Source organism: Allobosea sp. P1_A7 (genome assembly GCF_056406775.1).
In genome coordinates this window covers 1-23,596 of record NZ_JBFTZN010000005.1, presented here as the reverse complement: position 1 = coordinate 23,596, position 23,596 = coordinate 1, and the positions used below count along the sequence as shown (strand labels likewise).

General features: G+C 65.9%; 28 protein-coding genes. 9 read left to right on the top strand and 19 right to left on the bottom strand.

Features of this window, described 5'->3' with window-relative positions; genetic code table 11:
* Window positions 1–109: 109 nt before the first annotated feature.
* From nagA to AC1D34_RS01525, 5 genes are all read right to left on the bottom strand, one after another.
* Complete coding sequence (gene nagA, locus AC1D34_RS01545; protein ID WP_441490183.1) at window positions 110–1,222, bottom strand: N-acetylglucosamine-6-phosphate deacetylase; 1,113 nt, start codon at window positions 1,220–1,222, stop codon at window positions 110–112.
* On the bottom strand, window positions 1,222–2,253 hold the full coding sequence (locus AC1D34_RS01540; protein ID WP_476823312.1) for an SIS domain-containing protein: 1,032 nt from the start codon (window positions 2,251–2,253) through the stop codon (window positions 1,222–1,224). The genes nagA and AC1D34_RS01540 overlap by 1 nt, the downstream gene beginning before the upstream one ends.
* Window positions 2,250–3,083, bottom strand: coding sequence for a GntR family transcriptional regulator (locus AC1D34_RS01535; RefSeq protein ID WP_441490185.1), 834 nt, complete (start codon window positions 3,081–3,083; stop codon window positions 2,250–2,252). The genes AC1D34_RS01540 and AC1D34_RS01535 overlap by 4 nt, the downstream gene beginning before the upstream one ends.
* Window positions 3,080–4,006 (bottom strand): N-acetylmuramic acid 6-phosphate etherase, encoded by a 927-nt coding sequence (locus tag AC1D34_RS01530; RefSeq protein ID WP_441490186.1) that lies wholly within the window; start codon window positions 4,004–4,006, stop codon window positions 3,080–3,082. The genes AC1D34_RS01535 and AC1D34_RS01530 overlap by 4 nt, the downstream gene beginning before the upstream one ends.
* A gap of 300 nt (window positions 4,007–4,306) precedes the next feature.
* The gene (locus AC1D34_RS01525; RefSeq protein WP_441490187.1) at window positions 4,307–5,410 is read right to left on the bottom strand and encodes an anhydro-N-acetylmuramic acid kinase; all 1,104 of its coding nucleotides are present in this window, start codon (window positions 5,408–5,410) and stop codon (window positions 4,307–4,309) included.
* Between the two features lie 153 nt (window positions 5,411–5,563).
* Here AC1D34_RS01525 and AC1D34_RS01520 point away from each other — a divergent pair, with 153 nt between their 5' ends.
* Genes AC1D34_RS01520 through AC1D34_RS01495 form a run of 6 tightly spaced genes read left to right on the top strand, consistent with a single transcriptional unit; the run spans window position 5,564 to window position 11,462 of the window.
* Window positions 5,564–7,093, top strand: a complete 1,530-nt coding sequence (locus AC1D34_RS01520) for an ABC transporter substrate-binding protein (protein ID WP_476823311.1) — start codon at window positions 5,564–5,566, stop codon at window positions 7,091–7,093.
* A gap of 17 nt (window positions 7,094–7,110) precedes the next feature.
* A complete protein-coding gene (locus AC1D34_RS01515; protein WP_476823310.1) occupies window positions 7,111–8,061 on the top strand; it encodes an ABC transporter permease in 951 nt (316 codons plus the stop codon).
* Window positions 8,061–8,879 carry an ABC transporter permease gene (locus AC1D34_RS01510; protein WP_476823309.1) on the top strand — a complete coding sequence of 273 codons (819 nt, stop codon included), beginning with the start codon at window positions 8,061–8,063 and terminating at the stop codon, window positions 8,877–8,879. Before AC1D34_RS01515 ends, AC1D34_RS01510 begins: the two co-directional genes overlap by 1 nt.
* Window positions 8,876–9,325 carry a GNAT family N-acetyltransferase gene (locus tag AC1D34_RS01505; protein WP_476823308.1) on the top strand — a complete coding sequence of 150 codons (450 nt, stop codon included), beginning with the start codon at window positions 8,876–8,878 and terminating at the stop codon, window positions 9,323–9,325. Before AC1D34_RS01510 ends, AC1D34_RS01505 begins: the two co-directional genes overlap by 4 nt.
* Window positions 9,325–10,584, top strand: a complete 1,260-nt coding sequence (gene murA, locus AC1D34_RS01500) for a UDP-N-acetylglucosamine 1-carboxyvinyltransferase (RefSeq protein ID WP_476823307.1) — start codon at window positions 9,325–9,327, stop codon at window positions 10,582–10,584. Before AC1D34_RS01505 ends, murA begins: the two co-directional genes overlap by 1 nt.
* The gene (locus AC1D34_RS01495; protein ID WP_476823306.1) at window positions 10,581–11,462 is read left to right on the top strand and encodes a glucosamine kinase nucleotide-binding domain-containing protein; all 882 of its coding nucleotides are present in this window, start codon (window positions 10,581–10,583) and stop codon (window positions 11,460–11,462) included. Before murA ends, AC1D34_RS01495 begins: the two co-directional genes overlap by 4 nt.
* Here the strand turns inward: AC1D34_RS01495 and AC1D34_RS01490 are convergent.
* The 8 genes from AC1D34_RS01490 to epmA form a co-directional block, all read right to left on the bottom strand.
* Window positions 11,447–11,755 carry a DUF1330 domain-containing protein gene (locus AC1D34_RS01490; RefSeq protein ID WP_441490194.1) on the bottom strand — a complete coding sequence of 103 codons (309 nt, stop codon included), beginning with the start codon at window positions 11,753–11,755 and terminating at the stop codon, window positions 11,447–11,449. The genes AC1D34_RS01495 and AC1D34_RS01490 overlap by 16 nt on opposite strands.
* Window positions 11,756–11,758: 3 nt before the next feature.
* Complete coding sequence (locus AC1D34_RS01485) at window positions 11,759–12,046, bottom strand: DUF1330 domain-containing protein (protein ID WP_069877716.1); 288 nt, start codon at window positions 12,044–12,046, stop codon at window positions 11,759–11,761.
* A 41-nt stretch (window positions 12,047–12,087) separates the two neighbouring features.
* Window positions 12,088–12,795, bottom strand: a complete 708-nt coding sequence (gene pyrF / locus AC1D34_RS01480) for an orotidine-5'-phosphate decarboxylase (RefSeq protein WP_476823305.1) — start codon at window positions 12,793–12,795, stop codon at window positions 12,088–12,090.
* The gene (locus AC1D34_RS01475) at window positions 12,792–13,376 is read right to left on the bottom strand and encodes a histidine phosphatase family protein (protein ID WP_441490494.1); all 585 of its coding nucleotides are present in this window, start codon (window positions 13,374–13,376) and stop codon (window positions 12,792–12,794) included. Before AC1D34_RS01475 ends, pyrF begins: the two co-directional genes overlap by 4 nt.
* Window positions 13,377–13,401: 25 nt before the next feature.
* Window positions 13,402–14,160, bottom strand: a complete 759-nt coding sequence (locus AC1D34_RS01470) for a hypothetical protein (protein WP_476823304.1) — start codon at window positions 14,158–14,160, stop codon at window positions 13,402–13,404.
* A 70-nt stretch (window positions 14,161–14,230) separates the two neighbouring features.
* Window positions 14,231–14,875, bottom strand: coding sequence for a DsbA family oxidoreductase (locus AC1D34_RS01465; protein WP_476823303.1), 645 nt, complete (start codon window positions 14,873–14,875; stop codon window positions 14,231–14,233).
* Window positions 14,876–14,907: 32 nt separating this feature from the next.
* Window positions 14,908–15,960 (bottom strand): lysine-2,3-aminomutase-like protein, encoded by a 1,053-nt coding sequence (locus AC1D34_RS01460; RefSeq protein WP_441490198.1) that lies wholly within the window; start codon window positions 15,958–15,960, stop codon window positions 14,908–14,910.
* Complete coding sequence (gene epmA, locus AC1D34_RS01455) at window positions 15,957–17,021, bottom strand: EF-P lysine aminoacylase EpmA (RefSeq protein WP_476823302.1); 1,065 nt, start codon at window positions 17,019–17,021, stop codon at window positions 15,957–15,959. The genes AC1D34_RS01460 and epmA overlap by 4 nt, the downstream gene beginning before the upstream one ends.
* Window positions 17,022–17,112: 91 nt before the next feature.
* Between epmA and efp the strand changes: the two genes are divergently transcribed.
* The 3 genes from efp (at window position 17,113) to AC1D34_RS01440 (ending at window position 18,812) form a co-directional block, all read left to right on the top strand.
* Window positions 17,113–17,706: an elongation factor P gene (efp, locus tag AC1D34_RS01450; RefSeq protein WP_476823301.1), complete on the top strand. Its 594-nt coding sequence runs from the start codon at window positions 17,113–17,115 to the stop codon at window positions 17,704–17,706.
* Between the two features lie 94 nt (window positions 17,707–17,800).
* Window positions 17,801–18,319, top strand: coding sequence for a DUF1993 domain-containing protein (locus AC1D34_RS01445; protein ID WP_441490201.1), 519 nt, complete (start codon window positions 17,801–17,803; stop codon window positions 18,317–18,319).
* Between the two features lie 7 nt (window positions 18,320–18,326).
* Window positions 18,327–18,812 (top strand): GNAT family N-acetyltransferase, encoded by a 486-nt coding sequence (locus tag AC1D34_RS01440; protein ID WP_441490202.1) that lies wholly within the window; start codon window positions 18,327–18,329, stop codon window positions 18,810–18,812.
* Between the two features lie 182 nt (window positions 18,813–18,994).
* Here the strand turns inward: AC1D34_RS01440 and AC1D34_RS01435 are convergent, their stop codons facing one another.
* The 6 genes from AC1D34_RS01435 to hpf all read right to left on the bottom strand — a co-directional run bounded on the left by AC1D34_RS01435 (window position 18,995) and on the right by hpf (window position 23,502).
* A complete protein-coding gene (locus tag AC1D34_RS01435; protein WP_476823300.1) occupies window positions 18,995–19,606 on the bottom strand; it encodes a LysE family translocator in 612 nt (203 codons plus the stop codon).
* A 110-nt stretch (window positions 19,607–19,716) separates the two neighbouring features.
* Window positions 19,717–20,373, bottom strand: coding sequence for an MBL fold metallo-hydrolase (locus tag AC1D34_RS01430; RefSeq protein ID WP_441507271.1), 657 nt, complete (start codon window positions 20,371–20,373; stop codon window positions 19,717–19,719).
* 36 nt (window positions 20,374–20,409) lie between these two features.
* On the bottom strand, window positions 20,410–20,748 hold the full coding sequence (locus tag AC1D34_RS01425) for a hypothetical protein (protein WP_441507272.1): 339 nt from the start codon (window positions 20,746–20,748) through the stop codon (window positions 20,410–20,412).
* Window positions 20,745–22,361, bottom strand: a complete 1,617-nt coding sequence (locus AC1D34_RS01420; RefSeq protein WP_476823299.1) for a fumarate hydratase — start codon at window positions 22,359–22,361, stop codon at window positions 20,745–20,747. Before AC1D34_RS01420 ends, AC1D34_RS01425 begins: the two co-directional genes overlap by 4 nt.
* A 63-nt stretch (window positions 22,362–22,424) precedes the next feature.
* Window positions 22,425–22,829, bottom strand: coding sequence for a PTS sugar transporter subunit IIA (locus tag AC1D34_RS01415; protein ID WP_476823298.1), 405 nt, complete (start codon window positions 22,827–22,829; stop codon window positions 22,425–22,427).
* An 85-nt stretch (window positions 22,830–22,914) separates the two neighbouring features.
* Window positions 22,915–23,502, bottom strand: a complete 588-nt coding sequence (gene hpf, locus AC1D34_RS01410) for a ribosome hibernation-promoting factor, HPF/YfiA family (RefSeq protein WP_113514942.1) — start codon at window positions 23,500–23,502, stop codon at window positions 22,915–22,917.
* Window positions 23,503–23,596 lie beyond the last annotated feature (94 nt).

The window sequence follows — 23,596 nt, the reverse complement described above, 5'->3', positions numbered from 1 at the left end:
CCGATGGCGCCAACCATCGGCCCGAAAAGTGGATTGCGATCGTCGGGGAAGCCGACGCGATCACAGAAGGCCAAGCCCTCCGGCAGGATACGATATCCGCTCTGCAGAACTAACCGCCGGTGCGCAGCACGGAGAATTCCGCCCGCCGCCCCGGCGCGATCCGGCCATGGCTGGTGGACAGGCCGAGATAGGCCGCAGGCGTTGCGCTCGCCATCGCCAAGGCTTGCTCAAGCGTCGCGCCGCCGTGCCGATAGGCATTGAGAATCGCGGCATTCATGTCGAGATGAGCGCCTGCGAGGCGGCCCTCGGCATTGACGAGCCGGCCGCCGCTGACATGAATCGTCTCGCCGAAGAGTTCGAAGGCATCCCTGTCGGCGCCGATCGTCGCCATCGCGTCGGTGACAAGCATCATCCTGTCCGGCCCGATCGCGCGAAACGCAGCCTGAAAGGACGGCCAGGCGACATGGTGCCCGTCCGCGATGATGCCCGCGGTCAACCCCATGCCCGACATCACCGAACCGACCACGCCCGGCTCGCGCGAGCCGAGCTGCGACATGGCGTTGAACAAATGGGTGGCACCGCTCAGGCCCTCGGCATGGGCCGCCGCCATCTCAGCCGCGCTCGCGTTGGAATGGCCCGCGCAGACCTTGACGCCACGCGCGACCAGCGCGCGGATGAAGCCGGAAGGCACGCATTCGGGCGCGAGCGTCACCAGTGTCACGCCAGCGGCGCCGAGCGACGCCAACAGATCGATATCCTCCGGCTCGGGCCGCAGGAGATTGGCGACCAGATGCGCACCACGACGCTCGGGATTGATGAAGGGGCCCTCGATGTGGATGCCAAGAACGCCCGGCACAGCTCGCGCAATCGCTTCGCGTGCAGCTGCGATGGCCTTCGCGATATCTGCCCTGCTKGCGCTGATGAGGGTTGGCAGCAGGAACCGCGTGCCGAAGCGGGCATGGGCAGCGCTGATCGCAGCGATGCCGTCGCAGCTCAGTGTATCGTTCAGCATGACGCCGCCACCGCCATTGACCTGAACATCGATGAAGCCCGGCGCGAGCACGCCGTTATCCGGCAGTTCCTCGATCACGCAGTGCGGCTGCGCGCTTGACGGCAGCATCTCGGTGACGATCCCGTCCTCGGCGACGACGAGGCGATCCGGCCAGATCCGCTCGCCATCGAACAGGCGCCGCGCGCGCCAGCCCTGCCGCCGCGCTGCCATCACAGCGTCTCCGTGACCTTGACCAGCCCCGGTGGGCGATCGACATCGCGGCCAAGCCGCACCGCCTCGGCTTCCAGCGCGCGATAGACAGGCACCAAGAGCGCGATCGCGTCGAGCACCGGGTCGCCGGCTGCCAGTCCCGGGAGTGTCGGACGCGGTCCGCATCCCGAGAAGATCGACGCCCCCTCGCGACGAAGCGTCGCCAGGGCCTCCTCGATGCTCTCCGAAACCTCGCCACCGGCATTGAGGCCGAGGATCGGATGCTCGCTCCGGATCGCGGCCTTGGGTCCGTGCAGGACTTCCGCGGCGCTGAACGCCAGCACGGGCACGCCCAGGACCTCGGCCGCCTTGAGCGCGGCCTCGCGCGCCGGGCCCAGCGTCAGACCGCGCCCGATCACGAAGCCGGCAGGCGCATCGGAGAGCCGGCGCGCCCAGGCCGACCAGTCGAGGGTGAGCGCCTGGGCAAGACGTTCCGGAGCCGATTGCGCAGATGTCGCGAGTGCAGCGTCCCTGCTCAGACGCGCGACCAGCAGCATGCCGACCAGCATCGTGTTCACAACGGTCTTGGTTGCGGCCACGGCGAGCTCGGGACCCGCCGCGATCGGGATGACATGGCGGCAGGCCCGAGCGGCAGGGGAATCGGGATCATTGACGATCGCGACCGTTTGCGCCCCGGCCGCTGTCGCCTGCTCGGCCGCCGCCACCAGATCGGGGCTACGGCCAGACTGCGAGATCAGGATATAGAGCGCCTCCTTGAGACGCGGGCTTGCGCCATAGCGCGTCACCACCGAAGGGGCCGCAGCAGCAGAACTCAAGCCCAGGCGGGTCTCGATGAGATAGCGCAGATGCGTGCCTGCATGGCCGGAACTGCCCCGGCCGCTGACGACGACATGGCTGGTGCGCGACATCTGCAGCGCATCGGCGACGCGCGCAATCTCGCCTTGCCCCTCCTGCAGAAGCCGCGCCGCGGCCTGGGGGATTTCAGTGATCTCGGCCGACATGCGGGAGGGGTTTCGATCCTGCAGTGTCACGGTTGCGGCCCCATCGCTTCGCCCTTCAAGGTCGCGACAAAATCATAGCGATCGCCGCGATAGGCGGAGAGCGTGAACTCGACCGGCTTGCCATTGCCGAGAAACGCACGGCGCTCGATCCTGAGCAGTGCGCTGCCTGCCGGAATGCCGAGATGCTTTGCCTCATCCGCCGTCGCGAGGCCGGCATGGATGCGCTGCACGCCATGGGCAGGTGCTGCCCCCCTCTGGGCGAGCGCGGCGTAGAGCGAGGTTTCGATCAGATCCGGCGACGGCAGGATGGTGGCCGGCACGACGGCGCATTCGATCGCCAGCGGCTCTCCATCCGCCGTTCTGACCCGGATCAACCGGACGACAGCGTCGCTCGGCCCGAGACCCAGCGCCATCGATTCCTGCGGCTTCGGCCGCGCCAGCTCCTTCGACAGCCAGATCGAACCCGGCCGGCCGCCGCGGTTCTCGATATCGGTCGAGAAACTCGCCAGGACCGAGAGCGGCTGCTCCATACGCGAGGCGACAAAGGTGCCCGAGCCATGCCGTCGCGACAACGCGCCGCTGCGAATGAGCTCGTCGATGGCATTGCGCACGGTGACCCGGGCATAACCGGTCAGCTGGGCGAGATCGCGCTCGGACGGAACGGCATCGCCGGGAAGGAAGACCTCGGTCTCGATCAGCCGGGACAGAGCGCCGGCGAGCCTGAGATAGCGTGGCGTCGGGTCGTCTCCGGCGAGCGCCTGAAGGATCGCCTGCTGCTTGGCCGGCATCGCTTCGGGGGCAGCGTCGGACGCACCCTCGCGCGGACGCCGCGGACCGCGCCCGGGTGAGGTTTCGCTCACGGGGCCGCCCTGGGAGGCGCCTTGGCCAGGTCGTTCGTCCCGACGCCGAGATCGAACAGGGCCAGGCGCAGATTGCCGTGATGGCGAGCGAGCAACGTCTCGGCAAAGGCAGCCTCGGCGCCGCTTGCAAGCAGCACGGCGCGCTTCACATCGCCGCCGGCGCGGTCGAGATGGCGGGCGGCGGCCTCCATGCCGCATCCGGTGATCATCTCGACCATCTGCGCCGCCCGCAGCCGGAGCTTGGCATTGGTCGCGCGCATATGGACCATCAGGCCGCGATAGACCCGGCCGAGACGAATCATCAGCAGCGTCGAGAACAGGTTGAGCACGATCTTCTGGGCGGTTCCGGCCTTCATCCGGGTCGAGCCGGCAACGACCTCTTCCCCGGTTTCGGTGAGGATGCCGAGATCCGCCGTGCGCAGCAGTGCCGAGCCGCGGTTATTGGCGACGCCGATGGTCAGGGCGCCACGCGCCTTGGCTTCCCCGATGGCAGCGAGCGTGTAAGGCGTGCGGCCGCTGGCAGCGAGACCGATCACGACGTCGTTCGGCCCGACATCGGTGCGGCGCATCGCGCCCGCGCCGTCATCGACCGAATCCTCGGCATTCTCGACGGCGTGGAGGATCGCCTCGTCGCCGCCAGCGATGGCGAAGGCCAACCGCTCTTCCGGCCAGTCGAAGGTCGGGGTCAGTTCCGCGCCGTCCTGCACGCCGATGCGGCCCGAGGTGCCGGCACCTGCATAGATCAGGCGGCCACCGGCCTCGAGGCGCGGCACGGCCGCGGCAACGGCTTCCGCAATCGCCGGCAAGGACGACGCGATGGTGGCGACCGCTGCAAGCTGGCCTTCGTAAAGCGCCTTGAGGATGTCGAGGTCGCCCCAGGCATCAAGTTCTCGAAAGCGCGCGCTGACGTCTTCAGTCGCCATGGATAGCCCCTCGTGACCAGACCAAAATAAGTCCACTTTAGCCCAGTAGCAAGCGAGGAACCGACAGGGAAGAGWTGTTTCGTCTGGAAGCCTCGCGGCCTCGACCAGCACCCCTCGTTTTGCTGGGTTGTCGGACCAACCGCGCCGACCCGATTCTCGCTTCACAACGGCAAGGCAAGCCAGCCGATCGCACCGCGGCGGGCCAATTCATCTTTGGGCCGCGCCGCCAAAGGTCGGATTGCGGATGCTGCGATGCGGGGCCCGGCGCTGGCTGCCCGAAGCGCGCCGCCGACGCGAAGACTAGCTCGGCAGGTTGAGCCGCCCGCCGGTCAGCGGTTCCGGCACCCCGGTCGTGCCGGGCAGGCTGAGCGGCAGGCTCTTGACCGAGCGGATCGCGAGATAACCGAAGGTCTGCGCCTCGATGACATCGCCAGCCCAGCCAGCAGCCTCGACGGGCTCCACCGGTACGCCGAGGCGCTCATGCAACCTCGCCATGAAATGGCTGTTCAGGCGACCGCCGCCCGTGACCAGCCAGCGTCTCGGCGCCTTCGGCACATGGCGCAGCGCGGCGACCACGCTTTCCACCGTAAAGGCGGCGAGGGTTGCGGCGCCATCGGCGTCGGAGAGAGCTTCCACGCCCTTGGCGCGGCGATGAAAATCATTGCGATCCAGAGATTTCGGCGCAGGGCGTTCGAAGAACGGATTCGTCATGAAGTCGGCCACGAGATCCTCGTGCACCTGCCCGCTCGCCGCCAGTGCCCCGCCGGCATCGTATTCACGACCCAACCGCCGCAAGACGAAATCGTCGAGGATCGCGCTGGCCGGACCGGTGTCGAAAGCGATCACGTCGTCGCCGTCGATATAGGTGACATTGCCGACGCCGCCGAGGTTCAGCACCATCACGGGCTGCTCCAGCCCCTGCGCCAGCGCACGGTGATAGAGCGGCGCGAAGGGAGCCCCCTCGCCGCCCGCCGCAACGTCAGCGTAGCGGAAGCGATCGACGGTCGGGACGCCAAGCGCTCTTGCAACCGCCGGCCCGTCGATGAGCTGGCGGGTGAAGCGGATTTCCGGCCGGTGATAGACGGTCTGGCCATGCAGGCCGACGAGGTCGATGCTTTGCGGATCGAGCGCCTGTTCGGCCATGAAGCGCCTGACCGCATCGAGATGGGCGGCGGTGACAGCCGCCTCCAGCTCGAGCAGCGGTTCCTTGACCGCTCGTTCGGCCTCGGCAATCAGAGCCTGAAGTTCACGCCGCGTCTGTGCTGGATAAGGGTAGGAAGCGCCGGCGCCGAAGCGGAGCGTCTCGCGGCCATCGCTCTCGACGATGGAGACGTCGATCGCGTCCATCGACGTGCCGCTGATCACGCCGATCGCGGTCAGTGTCTGCTTGGCCAGATCGCGCATCTTCCGTTCCCTAATGCCCGTGGCAAGCTTCAAGGCTTGCACTGGCTCTAGGCGATCGGCTAAGCGTTGTCCAGATTGGTCCCTAAGTGGTCCATATGCGAAACTGATCGCACGAGCGCCCTAGAATGCGCCGTCTGCCGGGAGGGATGGGCCATGTATCGCGCCATGAAGCAGGGTTCGGGACGATGCCGCGCGTTGCGCAGCAGCATCGCTGCCAGCGCCTTCGCGTTGATCGCCGGTGCTGCGTCCGCCCAGGTGCTCGAGGTCGCCGTCGAGGCTTCACCTGCAGGGCTCGATCCCCATATCGTCACAGCCTTCGCCTCGTCGCAGCTCGTGCTCGGCCCGATCTATGAAGGACTGACCGCGCTCGACAAGGACCTCAACATCATTCCCGGCCTGGCCGAGTCCTGGACCGCATCCGCCGACGGCAAGACCGTGACGTTCAAGCTCCGCTCCGGCGTGACCTTCCATGACGGCAAGCCGATGGAAGCGGAAGACGCCGCCTCGTCCTTGCGGCGGGTGCTCTCRAAGGATGTCGGCTCGCCGCTCGCGAGCCGCCTCGGAGCGCTGGAAAGCGCAACGGCCGTCGACGCGACCACGCTCGAGCTCAAGCTCAAGGAGCCGTCGGCCCCGCTGCTCGCATCATTGACCGGCATCGCGATCGTCCCACGCGGGCTCGAGGGCAACAAGGACGCGCTGCAGCGCGCGCCGATGGGCACCGGCCCGTTCAAGTTCGAGGAATGGCAGCCGAACGGCTTCATCCGACTCGCCAAGCATGCCGGCTACTGGAATGCGGCCGAGGTGAAGCTTGCAGGCGTCAAGTTGAACTTCGTTCCCGAAGCGGCCACGCGCCAGGTCGGAATCGGCAATGGCCAGTTCGCGCTGCTGCCGCATATCGTTGCAGCCACCGCGCTTCAGCTCAAGGGCAAGCCCAATGTGGCGATCCGCGAGACGATGGAGCTCGCCTACACGCTGATCGGCATGAACGTCTCCAAGCCGCCCTTCGACAATCCGAAGGTGCGCGAGGCGCTGAACTACGCCCTGAACCGCAAGGAGATCATCGACGCAGCGCTGTTCGGCAGCGGCGCACCGGCTGCCCCGCTGCCTCCCGTGCTGAAGGACTGGGCGGTCGATGTGAAGGACCTGCCCTGCTACACGCATGATCCGGCCAAGGCCCAAGCACTGCTCAAGGAAGCCGGCATCGCCACGCCGATCTCGGTCAGCATGACAATCCTGCCGCGGCAGGACATCCGCGACATCGCCCAGGTCGTGCAGCAGCAGCTCGGCAAGGCCGGCTTCAAGGTGGAGCTGAAGAACCCCGAGCTGGGCCAGTTCGTACAGGACTGGCGCAACTCGAATTTCGACCTCTTCGCCTCGACCAATGCCGGCAGCATCGAGCCCGACGATTATTTCTACCGCGCGTTCCGCACGGGAGGATCGACCAACGTCTTCAAGTACAGCAACCCCGAGCTCGATGCGCTGCTCGACAAGGGCCGCGCGACGCTCGACAAGCCAGCACGGCAGGCGGCGTATCGTGACGCGCAAAAGATCCTCGGTTGCTCGGGCCCGGCGGCCCATATCGCCTATCCCACCCTGTTCAGCGCCGTGCGCGGCAACCTGCAGGGCTATGACATCTATGCCAACCGCTCGCTGGTCTCGCTCGGCCGCGCCAGCCTGCGCTGATCCGGCACGGTCGAGGCATGCTCCGCCATCTGCTCCAGCGCTGCCTCGACCTCGCGATCGTGCTCTTCGGAATCTCCGTGATCGTCTTCATGATGATCCGGCTGATCCCGGGCGATGCGGTCGCGATCATGCTCGGCGCCAATACCGAAGTGACGCCGGAACGCGTTGCGGCGATGCGCAGCGAACTCGGGCTCGACCGGCCGCTGCTCGAGCAATATCTGAGCTGGCTCGGGCGAGCGCTCCACGGTGACTTCGGCACCTCGATCTGGACCGGCCGGCCGGTGCTCCAGGAAATCACGACCCAGATCTGGCCGACCCTGCAGCTCACCGTGCTGGCGCTCGTCATCGGCGCCGGCCTCGCTGTGCCCCTCGGGTGCCTGATGGCGCATTGGCGCGGCGGAYGGGCTGATCTCGTCCTGCGCATCGGCGCGATCGCCGGGCTCACCATCCCGTCCTTCTGGCTCGGCATCGTCATGCTGATCACCGTGGCAAGCCTGGCCCCAAGCTTCGCCTCGCTCGGCTATGTCCCGTTCAGCGAGGACCCGCTCGGCAATCTGCAGCGGCTGCTGCTGCCGGCGATCGCGCTGGCATTGCCGATCCTTGCCAATCTGTCGCGCCTTGTCCGCACGGCGATGYTCGACGCACTCAGCCAGGATTATATCCGCACGGCCCGCGCCAAGGGGCTTTCGGAGACCGCGGTGCTCTACCGGCATGCGCTCCGCAACGCGCTCATTCCCTTCGTCACCAGCGTCGGCATCATGACGGGCTATCTGCTTGGGGGCGCGATCGTGGTCGAGCAGGTCTTCTCGATTCCGGGCCTCGGGCGGCTGATCCTCGGCGGCATCGCCGAGCGGAACTACCCGCTGGTCCAGGCCACCATCCTCATCGTCACCATCGGCTTCGTGCTGGTGAACGCCCTGGTCGATCTCGCCTATGCGCTGATCGACCCAAGGCTCAGGACTACGTGATGAGCCAGAGCCGCCGTATCGCCATCGCAGCGGGCATCATCGTCACGCTGCAGATCGTGCTGGCGCTCGCCGCCCCCCTGATTGCGCCCTATGACCCGCTCGCCCAGGACATCGTCGCCCGCCTGAAGGGGCCGAGCCTCGCGCATTGGCTTGGCACCGATCATCTCGGCCGCGATATCCTGGCGCGCATCCTCTATGGCTACCGCACCGCCCTGATCGCCTGCGGCATCGCCGTCGGCCTCGCGCTGCTCGTCGGGGGCGGCCTCGGCCTCCTCGCAGCCTTCTATCGCGGCTGGTGCGAGCGCATCGTGATGCGGCTGATGGACATTCTCTTCGCCTTTCCCGTGATGCTGCTCGCCATCGGCATCATCGCCATGCTCGGGCCGCGAACGGAAAGCGCCGCCATCGCGATTGCGGTCGTCTATGTGCCGATCTTCGCACGACTGATCCGTGGCCCGGCCCTCGTTCTGGTCGAGAGCGACTTCGTCGCCGGCATCCGCTCGATCGGCGCCTCGGACCTGCGCATCATGCTGCGCCATATCCTGCCCAATCTGGCCTCCGTGATCCTGGTCCAGACCTCGTTGCTGCTGTCGGCCGCCATCCTGGTCGAGGCCTCGCTCTCCTTCCTCGGCCTCGGTACCCAGCCGCCGACGCCCTCGCTCGGGCTGATGCTGGCGGAAGGGCGCAATTTCGTGCTGCTCTCGCCCTGGAACGCGATCTTCGCCGGGCTCGGCATCCTCTTCCTCTCGCTCGGCTTCAACCTGCTCGGCGACGCGCTCCGCGATGAACTCGATCCCCGTCTGCGGGGCCGGTCGTGATCATCCGCAAGGCAGAGCCTGCCGATATCGCTCCGGCGGCAGCCATCCTTGCGCAAGCCTATCAGACCAGCTTCCGTCCCATCATCGGCGATGCGGCGTCGACCTATGACGTTGCGCATTTCGAGGCCCGGTTCGAACGGGACCTGAAGCATCTCACAGTCCTGGACGATGGCGGCGTCAAAGGCGTCCTGCTGCTGCTCGACGGTCATGTCATCATGCTCTTCGTGGCCGAGACCGGCCGCCGCCATGGAGCAGCCCTGCTCTCCCATGCCGAGGCGAATGGCGCCTGCTCGCTTGAGGTCTTCGCGGCCAATATGGGTGCGCGACGCTTCTATGAGCGGGCCGGCTGGCATCGAGCCAGCGAGTACAGCCGCGATTTCGCCGGCGCGGAGCACCGCTTCCTGCGCTATGAGAAGTCCCCCGAACGTGCACAAGAGGGCCMCTGATGGACAAGCTCCTGATCCGTGGTGGCCAGCGGCTGTCCGGAACCGTCGATATCCGCGGCGCCAAGAATGCCGCCTTGCCCGCCTTCGCAGCCGCGCTCCTCTCCGACAAGCCGCTGACCCTGCGCAACCTGCCTGATGTGGTCGATATCGGGACGATGCAGGCCCTGCTGGAAGGGTATGGCGTCAGCTTCTCCGGGCGCGCGGCCGATGCGCTGACACTCAACGCCAGCGAAGCCGCGCCGCGGGATGCGAGCTATGACATCGTCCGCAAGATGCGCGCGACCATTCTGGTGCTGGGGCCGCTGATCGCCCGCTTCGGCCATGCCCGCGTCTCCCTGCCCGGCGGCTGCGCGATCGGTGCACGCCCGGTCGACCTTCACCTGAAGGCGCTCGAGGCCCTCGGCGCCGAAATCAGCGTCGCCGGCGGCTATATCGAGGCAAATGCTCCCGCCGGTCTGCGCGGCGCGCGTATCGTCTTTCCCTTCTCCTCGGTCGGAGCCACCGAAACCGCCTTGCTGGCGGCGAGCCTTGCCAGCGGCGAAACCGAGATCGTCAACGCGGCGAAGGAACCGGAGGTCCTCGACCTCGCCCGCTGCCTCGTCGCAATGGGCGTAAGGATCGAGGGCATCGGCAGCCATCGCCTGCAGGTCCAGGGCGCCCAGAGCTTCAGGCCAGCGACATATGAGATCGTCGCCGACCGCATCGAGGCAGGCACCTATGCGGTTGCGGCCGCGATCACCGGCGGAGAACTCGAACTGGTCGGCGCACGGCTCGAACAGCTCGCAGCCGTCGGCGAAGCGCTCGAAGCCGCCGGCGTCAGACTCTGGCCGACCGATCGCGGGCTGATGGTGTCGCGGCCGGGCCGTCTCACCGGCATCGACATCATGACCCAGGCCTATCCCGGGTTCTCGACCGATCTGCAGGCGCAGTTCATGGCGCTGATGAGCGTGGCGGACGGTACCTCGCTGATCCGCGAAACGGTGTTCGAGAACCGCTTCATGCATGTCCCGGAGCTGGTCCGGCTCGGCGCCGACATCACGCTGAAGGGTACCAGCGCCACGGTGCGCGGCGTCGAAGCGCTCAAGGCGGCGCCGGTCATGGCGACCGACCTGCGCGCCTCGGTCAGCCTCGTGCTCGCAGGGCTCGCTGCGCAGGGCGAGACCGTGGTCAGCCGCATCTACCATCTCGACCGCGGATATGAGGCTCTCGACCGCAAGCTCAGGCGCTGCGGCGCCGATATCGAACGGGTCGGCGCATGAGCGCTGTGGCCGATCTGTATCTTGGTGTCGATGGCGGCGGCACTGGCTGCCGCKGCCGGCTCGAGACCGCCCAGGGAGAGGTGCTCGGCTCGGGCATCGCGGGGCCGGCCTCGCTCCGTCTCGGTCTGGAGGCCTCGCTTGCCGCGGTGATGCAGGCAGCGCGCGGCGCGATGAGCGAGGCTGGCCTCAGCGAGGATCAGTTCAGTCGGGTCCGCGCCGGAATCTGCCTTGCCGGCATCGGCCGCAAGGGCATGCAGGAGGAGCTTGCAGGCTGGACAAGCCCCTTCGCCGTCACAGTCTTCGAGAGCGATGGGCTCGGCGCCTGCCTTGGCGCCCATGCCGGTGAGGACGGTGGGATCATCATCATCGGCACTGGCTCGATCGGCCTCGCCCGCGTCGACGGACGCGAGATTCGGATTGGCGGCTACGGCTTCCCGGTCGGTGACGAGGGCAGCGGCGCCGATCTCGGCCTTGCCGCCATTCGCGTCTCGCTGCGTGCCCATGACGGCCGGGAGCCGCAAACGCGCTTCACGACGGACGTCCTCGCCAGGTTCCAGGGCGATCCGTTCGAGGTCATCGCCTGGATGGACAAGGCCCACGCCACGGATTACGCGACGCTCGCGCCCCTGGTGCTGCGCCATGCGGACCTCGGCGACTCGCATGCCCGGGCCATCATGCAGAATGGCGCGGCCCTGATCGACGCCATGGTGCGCACCTTGTTCGAGCGCGAGGTGCCACGCGTTGCGCTGATCGGCGGCCTGTCCTCCGCGATGGAGGCCTGGCTTGCGCCCGATGTCAGGCGCAGGCTCTCCGCCGTCAGAGGCGATGCGATTGCAGGCGCGCTATCGCTGGTGCGGAGGCATCACGCGCCGGGCTGAGGCCCGTCATAGCCCCCGATGATGACGAGGTCGGACTGACCCGCCTGCGCCAGATGCTTGGTCGCCTCCTGGTATTCAGGCGACTCGTAGCATGCGCGCGCCGTTGCCTCGTCCTTGAACTCGATGACGACGTTGTGCTTGCGCCCCTCGCCGCGCGCGAGTTTGTACTCGCCGCCACGCACCAGGAACTTCGCGCCGAATTTGGCGAAGGCGATGGCATTCAGGGTGCGATACCTGGCGTATGCCTCCGGATCCTCGACATCGACGCGGGCGACCCAATATCCCTTCGCCATGGCTCAGAGCCCTTCCACGACAACGAGATCGATCTCGCCAGCGCCTTCGCGCTCCTTGCGGGCCGCAGCATATTCCGGCGAATTCGCATAGGCCTTGGCCGTCTCGAAATCCTTGAATTCGATGACGACGTTGCGGGCCCGGCCCTCGCCTTCGGCCACCGTCATCTGGCCGCCACGCACGATCGGCGTACCGCCATACTGCTTGATCACCTCGGAGGCCTTGGCGGCGTAGACCGCCCAGAGCGTCGCGTTGGAGACCATGGCGCGACCGATGACATATCCCTTGGGCATTTCCAGCTTCCGTTCTTGGGTTGAAACCTGATCCGGCCAGACTACGAAGCCGCGGCGATCTCGTCCATGATCGCGGCAGCCGCCGCACGCGGGTSAGCCGCGCGGATAATTGGGCGCCCGATGACGAGATAGTCGGCGCCGACGCGGATCGCCTCGCCGGGCGTCAGGGTCCGCTTCTGGTCGCCGGCGGCACTTCCCGCGGGGCGAATGCCGGGCGTCACGATGACCATGTCGGGACCAATGATGTCGCGCACGATCTCGGTCTCGGCGGCGGAGCAGACGATGCCGTCGATGCCCGCGCTGCGGGCCTGCTGGGCACGCAGGCGTACGAGATCGCGCACGGCGAGGCCGTAGCCGGCATCGCGCAGATCGCCATCATCGTAGGAGGTGAGCGCGGTGACGGCGAGCAGCTTCAGATCGGAGTCGGCCCGCCCCTCGACCGCGCCGCGCATGGTCTGCGGATAGGCGTGGACGGTGAGGAAGGTGACGCCGAGCTTGGTCAGGGAATCGACTCCCTCGGTGACCGTGTTGCCGATGTCGTGCAGCTTGAGGTCGAGAAAGACCTTCTTGCCCTCCGAGATCAGTTGACGGGACAGGTCGAGCCCGCCGGCAAAGGCGAGTCGGTAGCCGATCTTGTAGAAGCTCGCCCCATCGCCCAGCTCGGACACGATGCGGTAGGCGTCCCAGATCGTCGGCACGTCGAGCGCCACGATCATGCGGTCACGAAGATCGTTGATCTTGGCGGTCATGACGCTGCGAACTCCTCAATCGATTGCCAGCCGTGCTGCACGATTCGCGTCGTTACGTCGAATGCGAAGAGATTGCCACCGCCTGCGGGCTGATCGCGCAGGCGCTTGATCGGCCAGCCAGACGTAGCGCAGAGCAGCAAGGTGCCGACCCCGCCATGGCCGACGAGCAGAATGTCGCCATCCCCCGCCGCGGCCAGTACGGCCTCTGTTTCCCGAACGATCCGCGACTGCGCATCGAGCGCACGCTCCCAGCCGCGAACGCTCAGCTCGGGATTGGCGAAGAACTCGTCGGCCACCTTCTCGAATTCCGACGGCGGCAGGAACCCCGTGGCCGACCGATCGTTCTCGTGCATGGCCTCGCGGATCTCGACGGGGAGGCCGAGCTGCTCCGCGACGCATTCCGCCGTCTCGATCGCCTTGCGCTCGGCCGACGAGACGATGAGCCGGGTTCCGACGAGCCCAGGCGCAGCCGCGAAGGCCAGGGCCCGTGCCCGGCCGATATCCGACAGCCCCCAATCGGGCACAGGCACGGCTGGATCAATCTTGACCTGGGGGTGGCTGAGGTAGCGGACGACACCCATCACATCGGACCTTCGCACATGAACATCACTTCAAAGCCAGCACGAACATGATGGCGATCAGCGCAATCAGCAGATTCATCATCCAGCGATTGAGCACGGTCATCTGGCGCAGCTTGCGGAACTCGATACCGTCCTCCGGGTCTTCACCCGCAGCTCCAGTGGGATGGACAGCAAGCACCGGATGCGGCTCTTCCTGCCTGCGCCCGCGCTGAGACCAGCTCAGGCTCTGCACCAGCCCCTTGGCACTGCCACTCGTGCGACCGTCCGCCTCGATACCGAGATACCAGGTCACAGGGCCGCCGGCCGGCGGATCACGATCGGCATCGCTGATCCAGAGATTGGTCGCCGCCGAGATCGAGATGGCATCGACCAGGCCCGCCTGCAGATCGCTCTTCAATTCGGCATAGACCGGTGCGGAGACGAAAAGATCGGCCGAAAAGGCCCCGGCATGCGGAGCATCCGCTTCGTCGTCAAAACCCAGCCTGAGCAGCATCTTGCCTTCGCCGGTTTCAGGAAGGGCCCGTATGCTCAGCGCGACGTGCTGAGCACGGTCCGCAAATCCGGCACGCCCGAGCCAATCGCGCCCCAGGGAGCCAAAGCCGCGAAGCCTGGCAACGGAACCGAGCGAACCGTTCTGGCTGGCATAGCCTGAGATCACATCGAGCGGCCCCGTTTCAAGAAGGAGGTGCCGGGCCGGGCTCTGCACGAACGCATTGCGCTCGCCCTCGATCGTCAATCGGCCGTCCGCAGTCGTAACGGCCCGTGTCGTCGCGTCCGATCTCATCTCGACTCTGCCCCCCGCCGGCCCCTTCTAGACCAGCGCGGAGGCAAACGAAAACCGGAGATATTCTCGCTCACGCCGTCTCGCGCGCAAGCTGGGCAAAGACCTTGGTCCAGACATCCGGCGTCTGCGCGCCCGAAACCGCGAGCTTGCCGTCGACAATGAAGAAAGGCACCCCGGTCACCCCGACTTTCTGGGCGTGGGCCTCGAGGCCGATGATCGTCTCACGCAATTCATCATTGGTGAGTTCGTCGCGAGCCGCATTCTCCTCGAACCCGAGTTCGGTCGCGATCGCCACCAGCGTCTCCAGATCGCCGATATCTCGCCCATCCTGGAAATAGGCCTTGAACAGGGCTGCCTTCATCTCGCTGCCGCGCTGCACGGTGGACGCGGCCGCGATCAGCATATGGGCCATGCGGGTACTGGGCGTACGTGTGACCTTCGACCAGTTGAATGTCACACCGCTTTCGAGTGCCGCTTCCGAGAGCCTGATCTCGATTTCCTTGCGCTTGCCGGGCCCGAACTTGGCATCGAGATAGCTCGCCCGGTCCGCACCTTCCGCGGGCATGTCCGGATTGAGTTCATAGGGCAGCCAGGTGATGGCGACGCGGTCGGTCAGGCCGTGATTGGCCAGCGCCGTCTCGAGCCGCGCCTTGCCGATGAAGCACCACGGGCAGACCACATCCGACACGATGGCGATGGGCATTTTCTCTTGCATGATCGCTCCTTGGCGATGCGCCGCGCTGGTACTCAAGCTGGCGGGTAGGAATGCTGCGTACCGAAACGGTCTTCAGCCTGCGCCTCGGCGCCCGGCATCTCGCAGCCCGAAAGGAAGGATGGACCGACCGGAATCTTGCCGGCCCCTCCGGGAATGTCGAGGATATAGGTTGGCTGGCACAGGCCCGAAAGATGGCCTCGCAGGCTTTTGACGAGCGCCTGTCCCTCCGCCAGAGACAGCCGGAAATGGGAGGTGCCCGGTGCGAGATCCGGATGGTGCAGGTAATAGGGCTTCACCCGGTTCTCGACGAAGGCGCGCATGAGCGCAGCCAAGGTCTCGATATCGGCATTGACGCCCCTGAGCAGCACGCTCTGGCTGAGCAGGACATGGCCGGCATCGGCGAGGCGCGCGATCGCGGCAAGCGCCGCCGGCGTGAATTCGCGCGGATGGTTGGCATGAATGGCGATGTAGCTCGCCTTGCCGGGCACGCGCAGGGCGCGGGCGTAATCGGCCGTGATCCGCTCGGGATCGACCACCGGCACGCGCGTATGCCAGCGCGTCACCTTGATATGCGGGATCGCCGCCAGCCGCTTGGCAACCTCGCGCACGCGGCGCGCCGACAGGATGAACGGATCGCCCCCCGTCATGATGACTTCCCAGATCTCCGGCCGCGAGGCGAGATAGGCCAGCGCCGCGTCGAGCTTCTCTCCGGCAAGCGAGGCGCCACCGGGGCCGACCATCTCGCGCCGGAAGCAGAAGCGGCAATAGACCGGGCAAGCATGGACGAGCTTCAGCAGCGCGCGGTCGGGATAGCGATGAACCACCCCCTCGACCGGCGAATGCACGTCGTCCCCGATCGGGTCCGCCATTTCCTGCGGCAAGGTCAGCAGTTCCGCCGCATCGGGGATAAACTGACGCGCGATCGGATCGGCCGCATCGGACGGGTCGATCAATGCCGCGATCGCGGGAGTGACGGAGACGGCGTAACGTTCGGCAACCGCATCCAGCGCCTCACGCCGCGCCGGCACGACAAGCCCCTGCGCCACAAGCGCGTCGATGCTGCGAAGAGGGGTATGGGCGGTCATCGGCGTGTCCTGCCCGGTTCGGCTACCGGCGTCCAGAGCACGTCCTCGATCCGGCGCGCACCGGTGCAGAGCATCACCAGCCGATCGAAGCCGAGCGCGATGCCGGAGGCCGGAGGCATCGCATCCAGCGCTGTGAGGAAATCCTCATCGAGCGGGTAGCGTTCGCCATAGATGCGCTGCTTCTCGTCCATGTCCGCCTCGAACCGCCGACGCTGTTCGGCCGGGTCCGTCAGTTCGCCAAAGGCATTCGCAAGCTCGACACCACAGGCATAGAGCTCGAAACGCTCGGCGACACGCGGATCGCCCGGCTTCGGCCGCGCCAAGGCCGCCTCCGAGATCGGGTATTCGCAAAGGATGGTGGCGCAACCGCGACCAAGATGCGGCTCGATCTTCTCCGAGAGAACCCGGCTGAAAATGTCAGACCAGCTGTCGTCCCCAGCAAGCCGGATATTGGCAGCCAGCGCAGCTGCGGCGAGAGCCTCTCGATCGGTCGCCCCGTTCTCCGCGATGGTCGCGAGCAGGTCGATGCCGGCATGTCGGACAAAGGCATCATGCAGGGTCAGGCGCTCGGGTTCGGCGAAAGGATCGGCGACCAGCCCCCGCCAGTGCAGCTGACTTGCGCCAGCGGTGCGGGCCGCCTCGGCCAGCAGAGCCGCGGCATCGGCCATCAGCGCGTCGTAATCCTCGCCGGCGCGGTACCATTCCAGCATGGTGAATTCGGGATGGTGCAGCGCCGTGCGCTCGCGATTGCGGAACACCCGGGCGAAATCGAAGATACGGCTTTCGCCGGCCGCCAGCAGCTTCTTGGCCGCGAATTCCGGGGACGTGTGCAGGTAATAGGGATGCACGCCCTCGGCATCGTCGATCAGCGCGGTCGCGAAGCCGTGCAGATGTGTCTCGTTGCCCGGCGAGACCTGCAGGATCGCCGCCTCGACCTCGATGAAGTCGCGCGCCTCGAACCAGCGCCTCAGCGCTGCCTTGATGCGTCCGCGCGCCAGCAATGCGGGCCGGCGGTCGGCATGAATGTCCCGCCGCCACCAGGGCGGATGTCCCTCGACCATCGAACCTCGGTTAAGAATCTCTGCAAGCTTCCGTTTCGCCCGCGAATGCGGTAGTTCCGCGGCGACGAAATCCGCATAGYGCGCGCGCTCGATGCGCACCAGCAAGGAAACTCACGTGGTCAAGGTCATCGCCAGCTCCGTTCGCAAGGGCAACGTTCTCGAACTCGACGGGCATCTCTGCTCCGTCATCTCGGCTGAGAGCTTCTTTCCCGGCAAGGGCACCCCGACGACGMAGATCGACATGCGCCGCATCTCCGACGGCGTGAAGATGACGCAGCGCTACAAGACGACCGAGCAGGTCGAGCGCGCCTATGTCGAAGACCGGGATTTCACCTATCTCTACCAGGACGGCGAACAATACGTCTTCATGAACCCCGAGACCTTCGACCAGATCCATGTCGACAACTCCGTGGTCGGCGACACGGCGCCCTATCTGCAKGAAGGCATGAAGGTCTCTCTCTCGGTCTTCGAGGACAAGGCTGTCGCAATCGAGCTGCCGCAGCGCGTCACGGTCGAGGTTGCCGAGACCGAGCCGGTGACCAAGGGTCAGACTGCCTCGTCCTCCTACAAGCCCGCGATCCTGACCAACGGCGTGCGCACCGCCGTGCCGCCCCACATCGGACCCGGCACCCGCATCGTCGTGATGACGGCTGACGGCTCCTATGTCGAGCGCGCCAAGGACTGATGCAGCCCTGCCCCTGTCATCGACGGGCCAGCAGTATTATCGATAGTGGAACGGGACCTTCCGGGCCCGTTTCGTTTTTGAGGGATCCTGCATCATGCCGATTTCCGTTCATGCCGCCGCCTTCGCGGGCATTATCCAGACCCTGAAGGCGCTCGACGCCATTCTCGACAAGGCTGTGGCGCAGGCGGAAGCCCGCAAGATCCAGCCCGAGGTCCTGCTCAACAGCCGCCTGGCGCTGGACATGCTGCCCTTCACCCGACAGATCCAGCTCACCTGCGACTTCGCCAAGAATGCTGCGGCGCGCGTGAGCGCCGGCGAGAACCCGAAATTCCCGGATGAGGAGAAGACCTTCCCGGAACTGAAGGAGCGGATCGCCAAGACGCTCGCCTTCGTGCAGAGCATCGACGATACCGCCCTCGAAAGCGGCATCGGCAAGGACGTTACCTTCCCGCGCGGTCCGCAGCAGACGGTCACGATGACGGCCGAGGCCTATCTGACCCGCTTTGCCGTGCCCAATTTCTATTTCCATGCCACCACCGCCTACGCGATCCTGCGCGAGAACGGCTTTGACATCGGCAAGCGCGACTTCCTCGCCGACGTCTTCGAGGCGTGACGCCTGTATGGCCGCGGCTGTCTCGATGAAATCGGGCGACCAGGCTACGATCGGGCGCGCGACGGCCTCGGACGCCGCCGCCATCGCCGATCTCTATATCGCCGCCCGGGCTGATGCACTGCCCTGGCTGCGCCGGGTCCATAGCGATGAGGCAGTGCGTGACTGGATCATCCATGATCGCCTGGCGCGCGGCGAGAACTGGGTTGCCCGGTTGGGCGACGAGGTCGTGGGCTTCATGGCGCTCGACGGCGACGATCTCGATCAACTCTATCTGAAGCCCGGTCACTATCGGCAAGGCTTCGGCTCACAGCTCCTCGCCAAAGCCAGGGAGCGCAGCCCACAGCGGCTGCATCTCTTCTGCTTCCAGCGCAACGCACGCGCCCGCGCCTTCTACGAGAAGCACGGCTTCAAGACCGTCGACATGAACGATGGCTGCCGAAATGTCGAAGGAGAGCCGGACATTCTCTATGAATGGCGGCCGAGCGCGTCATAAGCCCTTGAAATCGGGAGAGCCCCTCCCCATTTGATGTTCACGGCGATGTCGAGGGCGTTCCACTGTCCTCCATCCTCGTTGAAGACGGCCATGAGCCGAACGTGTGACGCCGGATGTACGCGCGCCCGTTCTGGACATGGCCGTTGGCGTTTCCGGGGCCCGAGGGCCCCGGGACGCAGGTTTCAGCGATCCGCCACGGCAAGCTTCGCACCGAGTGCAACGAAGGCGCCGGCAAAGATGCGCCGCATCCAGGTCATCACCTGCGGCCGGGAGATGACGTGGTTGCGGACAGACGCTGCGAACAACCCATAGACTACGAAGACCACAAAGGTCAGCAGCATGAACACGCCGCTCAGCGCGAGCATTTCCGGCATGGGATTGGTCGCATCCGCGCTGACGAACTGTGGGAGGAATGCGAAGAAGAAGATCGAGAGCTTCGGATTGAGCAGGTTGACCAGAACCGCATCGATCGTCACGCGCAGTGCAGAGCGCGTGTCGACCTTCTGCTCGACCTGCAGGGCCCCGCGTTCCTGGAGCGTGTTCCAGGCCATGTAGAGCAGGTAGGCCACGCCGAGATATTTGAAGATCTGGAAGGCGAGCGCGCTCGTGTGCAGCAGCGCCGCCAGTCCCATGATCGCCGCGAGCATGTGCGGCACGATGCCGAGCGTGCACCCGAAGGCCGCGACGACGCTTGCGCGCGCGCCCCGCGAGAGGCCCGCTGCCACGGTGTAGATCATGCCCGTGCCCGGCGAGGCTACGATGWTGAGGGAGGTGATCAGGAATTCGAGGCTCATGGCGGCGCTCCGTGCTGTGCCGCCAAACTAGTGAGCTACGCCCTTACGTCAATCGCTGTGGGGCGCGCTCCACAACCTGTACGAGCACCGGGCGCGGAGCGCCTGTGCCGTCAATCCTGCAGGAATGGGTTGTTCTGCCGCTCCTCACCGAGCGTACTCGCCGGCCCGTGTCCCGGCAGGAACTGGACATCGTCGCCCAGCGGCAGGAGCTTGGCCTTGATGCCGGCAATCAGCGTCTCATGGCTGCCATAGGGAAAATCGGTGCGGCCCACCGAGCCTGCGAACACCGTATCGCCCGCAAGCAGGAAATGCGCGTCCTTCTGGAAGAAGGTGACATGGCCGGGCGTATGGCCCGGCACATGCTGCACCGAAAAGGCGACATCGCCGATCGACACCGTTTCGCCCTCGGCAAGCCAGCGCGTCGGCGTGACCGGACGGATGCCGCGCATCTCGAAGCGCAGCCCCGAAGCCGGCAGGTCGTCGAGCAGGAACTTGTCGGCCTCATGCGGACCAATGACCGGCACAGCGAGCGCATCGGCAAGATCGGCCGCACCGCCGGCATGGTCGATATGGCCATGGGTCAGCCAGATCGCGACCGGCTTGACGCCGAGTTCCTTCAGCGCGTCCTGAATGCGGTCGACATCACCACCGGGATCAACCACCGCTGCTTCCTTGGTGCGGGTGCACCAGATGACCGAGCAATTCTGCTGGAACGGCGTCACCGGCACGACGGCGACATTCAGGGGGGTGGCAGCCTGCTCGGTCATGCGATCTTTGCCTTTCCGTAAGGGGTGGGCACCTGCTCAGCGCGCCTTGCAGCGATTGGCGAGAAGCACCCGGTATTCGGAGATGGAGGTGTCCATCTGCGCGACATTCTCCTCGCGCTGCCGTCCAGCCTGGCAGGTTGCGAAGACGGAGCGCGCGCCCTGAAGATAGGTGACATGCTCGCGCCAGACGCGGCATTGCGTGGCCTGGTCGGCTGTGCCGGCAGATTGCAGGCGGGTGAGTTCACGGCGCATGCCGGCCTCGTTCTGGAAGAGATCCCGCTGGCAGTCCGCCGGAGCGCCAGCCCTCCCCTGCGCCAGGACGGGAGGCGCCGCGAGAACAAGGATCAGGGCGAGGCCAGCCGAAAGCCGCATCATCCGAGGTTCAGTTCCTTGAAGAAGTCGTTGCCCTTGTCGTCGATGACGATGAAGGCGGGGAAATCCTCGACCTCGATGCGCCAGACCGCCTCCATGCCGAGCTCCGGATACTCCAGGATCTCGACCTTACGGATGCAGTCCTGAGCGAGGCGCGCCGCCGGGCCGCCGATCGAGCCGAGATAGAAGCCGCCATGCCGGGCGCAAGCCTCGCGCACCGCCGAGGAGCGGTTGCCCTTGGCGAGCATGACCATCGAGCCACCGAAGGACTGGAACTGATCGACGAAGGAATCCATGCGACCCGCCGTCGTCGGACCGAAGGAGCCGGAGGCCAAACCCTCGGGCGTCTTGGCCGGACCAGCGTAATAGACCGGATGGTTCTTGAAATAATCGGGCATGCCCTGCCCGTTCTCGAGCCGCTCACGAATCTTGGCATGGGCCGAATCGCGGGCGACGACGATGGTGCCGGTCAGCGAAAGCCGGGTCTTGACCGGGTATTTGCTGAGCGTCGCGAGGACTTCGCTCATCGGCCGGTTGAGATCGACCTTGACGACATCGCCACCGAGCGACGCGTCTTCGACCTCAGGCAGGTACTTGGCCGGATTGGTCTCGAGAACCTCGAGGAAAATGCCGTCCCGGGTGATCTTGCCCTTGGCCTGGCGATCGGCCGAGCAGGACACGCCAAGGCCGATCGGCAGCGAGGCGCCGTGACGCGGCAGGCGGATGACGCGCACGTCATGGCAGAAATACTTGCCGCCGAACTGTGCACCGACGCCGAGCGACTGCGTCAGCCTGTGAATCTCCTCCTCCATCTCGAGATCGCGGAAGGCGTGCCCCGAGGGAGACCCCTTTGTCGGAAGTTCGTCGAGATATTTGGTCGAGGCGAGCTTGACGGTCTTGAGATTCTGCTCGGCCGAGGTGCCGCCAATGACGATGGCAAGGTGATAGGGCGGGCAGGCGGCAGTGCCCAGCGTCAGGATCTTCTCCTTCAGGAACGCGATCATGCGGTCCTTGGTGAGGAGCGAGGGCGTCGCCTGGAACAGGAAGGTCTTGTTGGCCGAGCCGCCGCCCTTGGCCACGAAGAGGAATTTGTAGGCGTCCTCTCCCTCGGCATAGATATCGATCTGCGCCGGCAGGTTGGTCGCCGTGTTCTTCTCTTCGAACATGGAGAGGGGCGCGACCTGCGAATAGCGCAGATTGCGCTTGTAGTAGGCATCGGCCACGCCCTCGCCCAGCGCCGACTCATCATCGCCATCGGTCCAGACCTTGCGACCCCGCTTGCCCATGATGATCGCGGTGCCGGTGTCCTGGCACATCGGCAGCACGCCGCCAGCCGCGATATTGGCGTTCTTCAAGAGATCGTAGGCAACGAACTTGTCATTCGAGGTCGCCTCGGGATCGTCGAGGATCTTGGCGAGCTGGGCGAGATGGCCCGGCCGCAACAGATGGTTAATGTCGACGAAGGCCTGCTCGCTGAGCTGGCGAATCGCTTCGCGCGAAACGCTCAGGACCTCGCGGTCACCAATCGTCTCGACTGTGACGCCCGCGTCGCCGAGCTTGCGATAGGGGGTCTTGTCCTCGCCGAGAGGGAAGAGATCGACATGCGTGTAGGCCATGAGGAACTGGCTCCGAAACAGGATGCGCCGCGGCTACAGCATGCGGCGCCGGTCATGCCGGCGTCATAGCGGCTTGCGCCCTCCAGTCCAAGCCCAGGCTTGAACGGTTCCAGTGTCAGGCAGCCTTCGCGGCGGTCTCCGCCAGGATCGCATAGATGGCGGCCGGGTCATGGGCGCGCCGCACCTGCTCCAGCACGGCCCCTCGAAATCGATCGGCTTCTCGGCGCGGGCGAACAGCCCGACGAGCCGGTCGATTCCCGGCATGCGCCCGTGGGGGATCGCGATGCCGTCGCCAATCCCGGTCGAGCCAAGGCGTTCTCGTTGCAGCAGGGCCTCGAAAAGCTCGCGCTCAGGCAGCCCAGTGAGCACGGAGGCGTGCTGGGACAGTTCCTGCAGCGCCTGCTTCTTGCCATTGGCCCGCAGCGGGGAGACCACGGCTGCGGGCGACAGAAGATCAGTGAGGGTCATGCGCCAGTCCATGCATGTCCCGTGCCGGGTTCTCACCCAGCGCCACGGGTCAGGAGTGATAACCGGGGCTACCGCCTGCCGGGGCTCAAGACAGCGAGGCCGGCGGGTCAATCCAGCCGATGTTGCCATCGCGGCGGCGGTATACGACGTTCATCCGCCCATTGCCAGCATGGCGGAAGATCACGACGGGCGCACCAGTGAGGTCAAGCTCGGCGACTGCATCACTAACGGTCAATTCGTGGAAGGATTTGGTCGATTCCGCCACGATAACAGGGTTGTCACCGCCAGAAACGGCCTCAGCCTCCTCGATTTCATCGTCAGGGGCCGCAATCACATAGCTGGGGATTTCCACCCCGGAGGCACGACCATTCATTGCGGATGAGCGATCCTTCAACCGCCGCTTGTACCGACGCAACCGCTTCTCAATGCGCTCCGCCATCTTGTCGAGACTCGCATACGGATCATGCGCCGTAGCGGAAGCTTCGAGTGTGATGCCGGAGGAGAGATGCAAGACCCCGTCCGTCCGGAAGGCGGTACCGTCCTTGTCGACGGTGACATGGCCCTGATATCCGCCCTCGTAATACTTGCTGAGGGCGGCGGCCACGCGCTCCTCGGCCTGGCCCCGCAGGGCCTCGCCGACATCGAGGTTCTTGCCGGAGATTCGCAAGCTCATGGAGTGCTTCCCCTTCTTGTCGCCATGATCAGTGATCGATCATCTCACTGAGGTAAGGACGGGGAGTCGCCATTGTCAATGAGCGCTGCGGAAT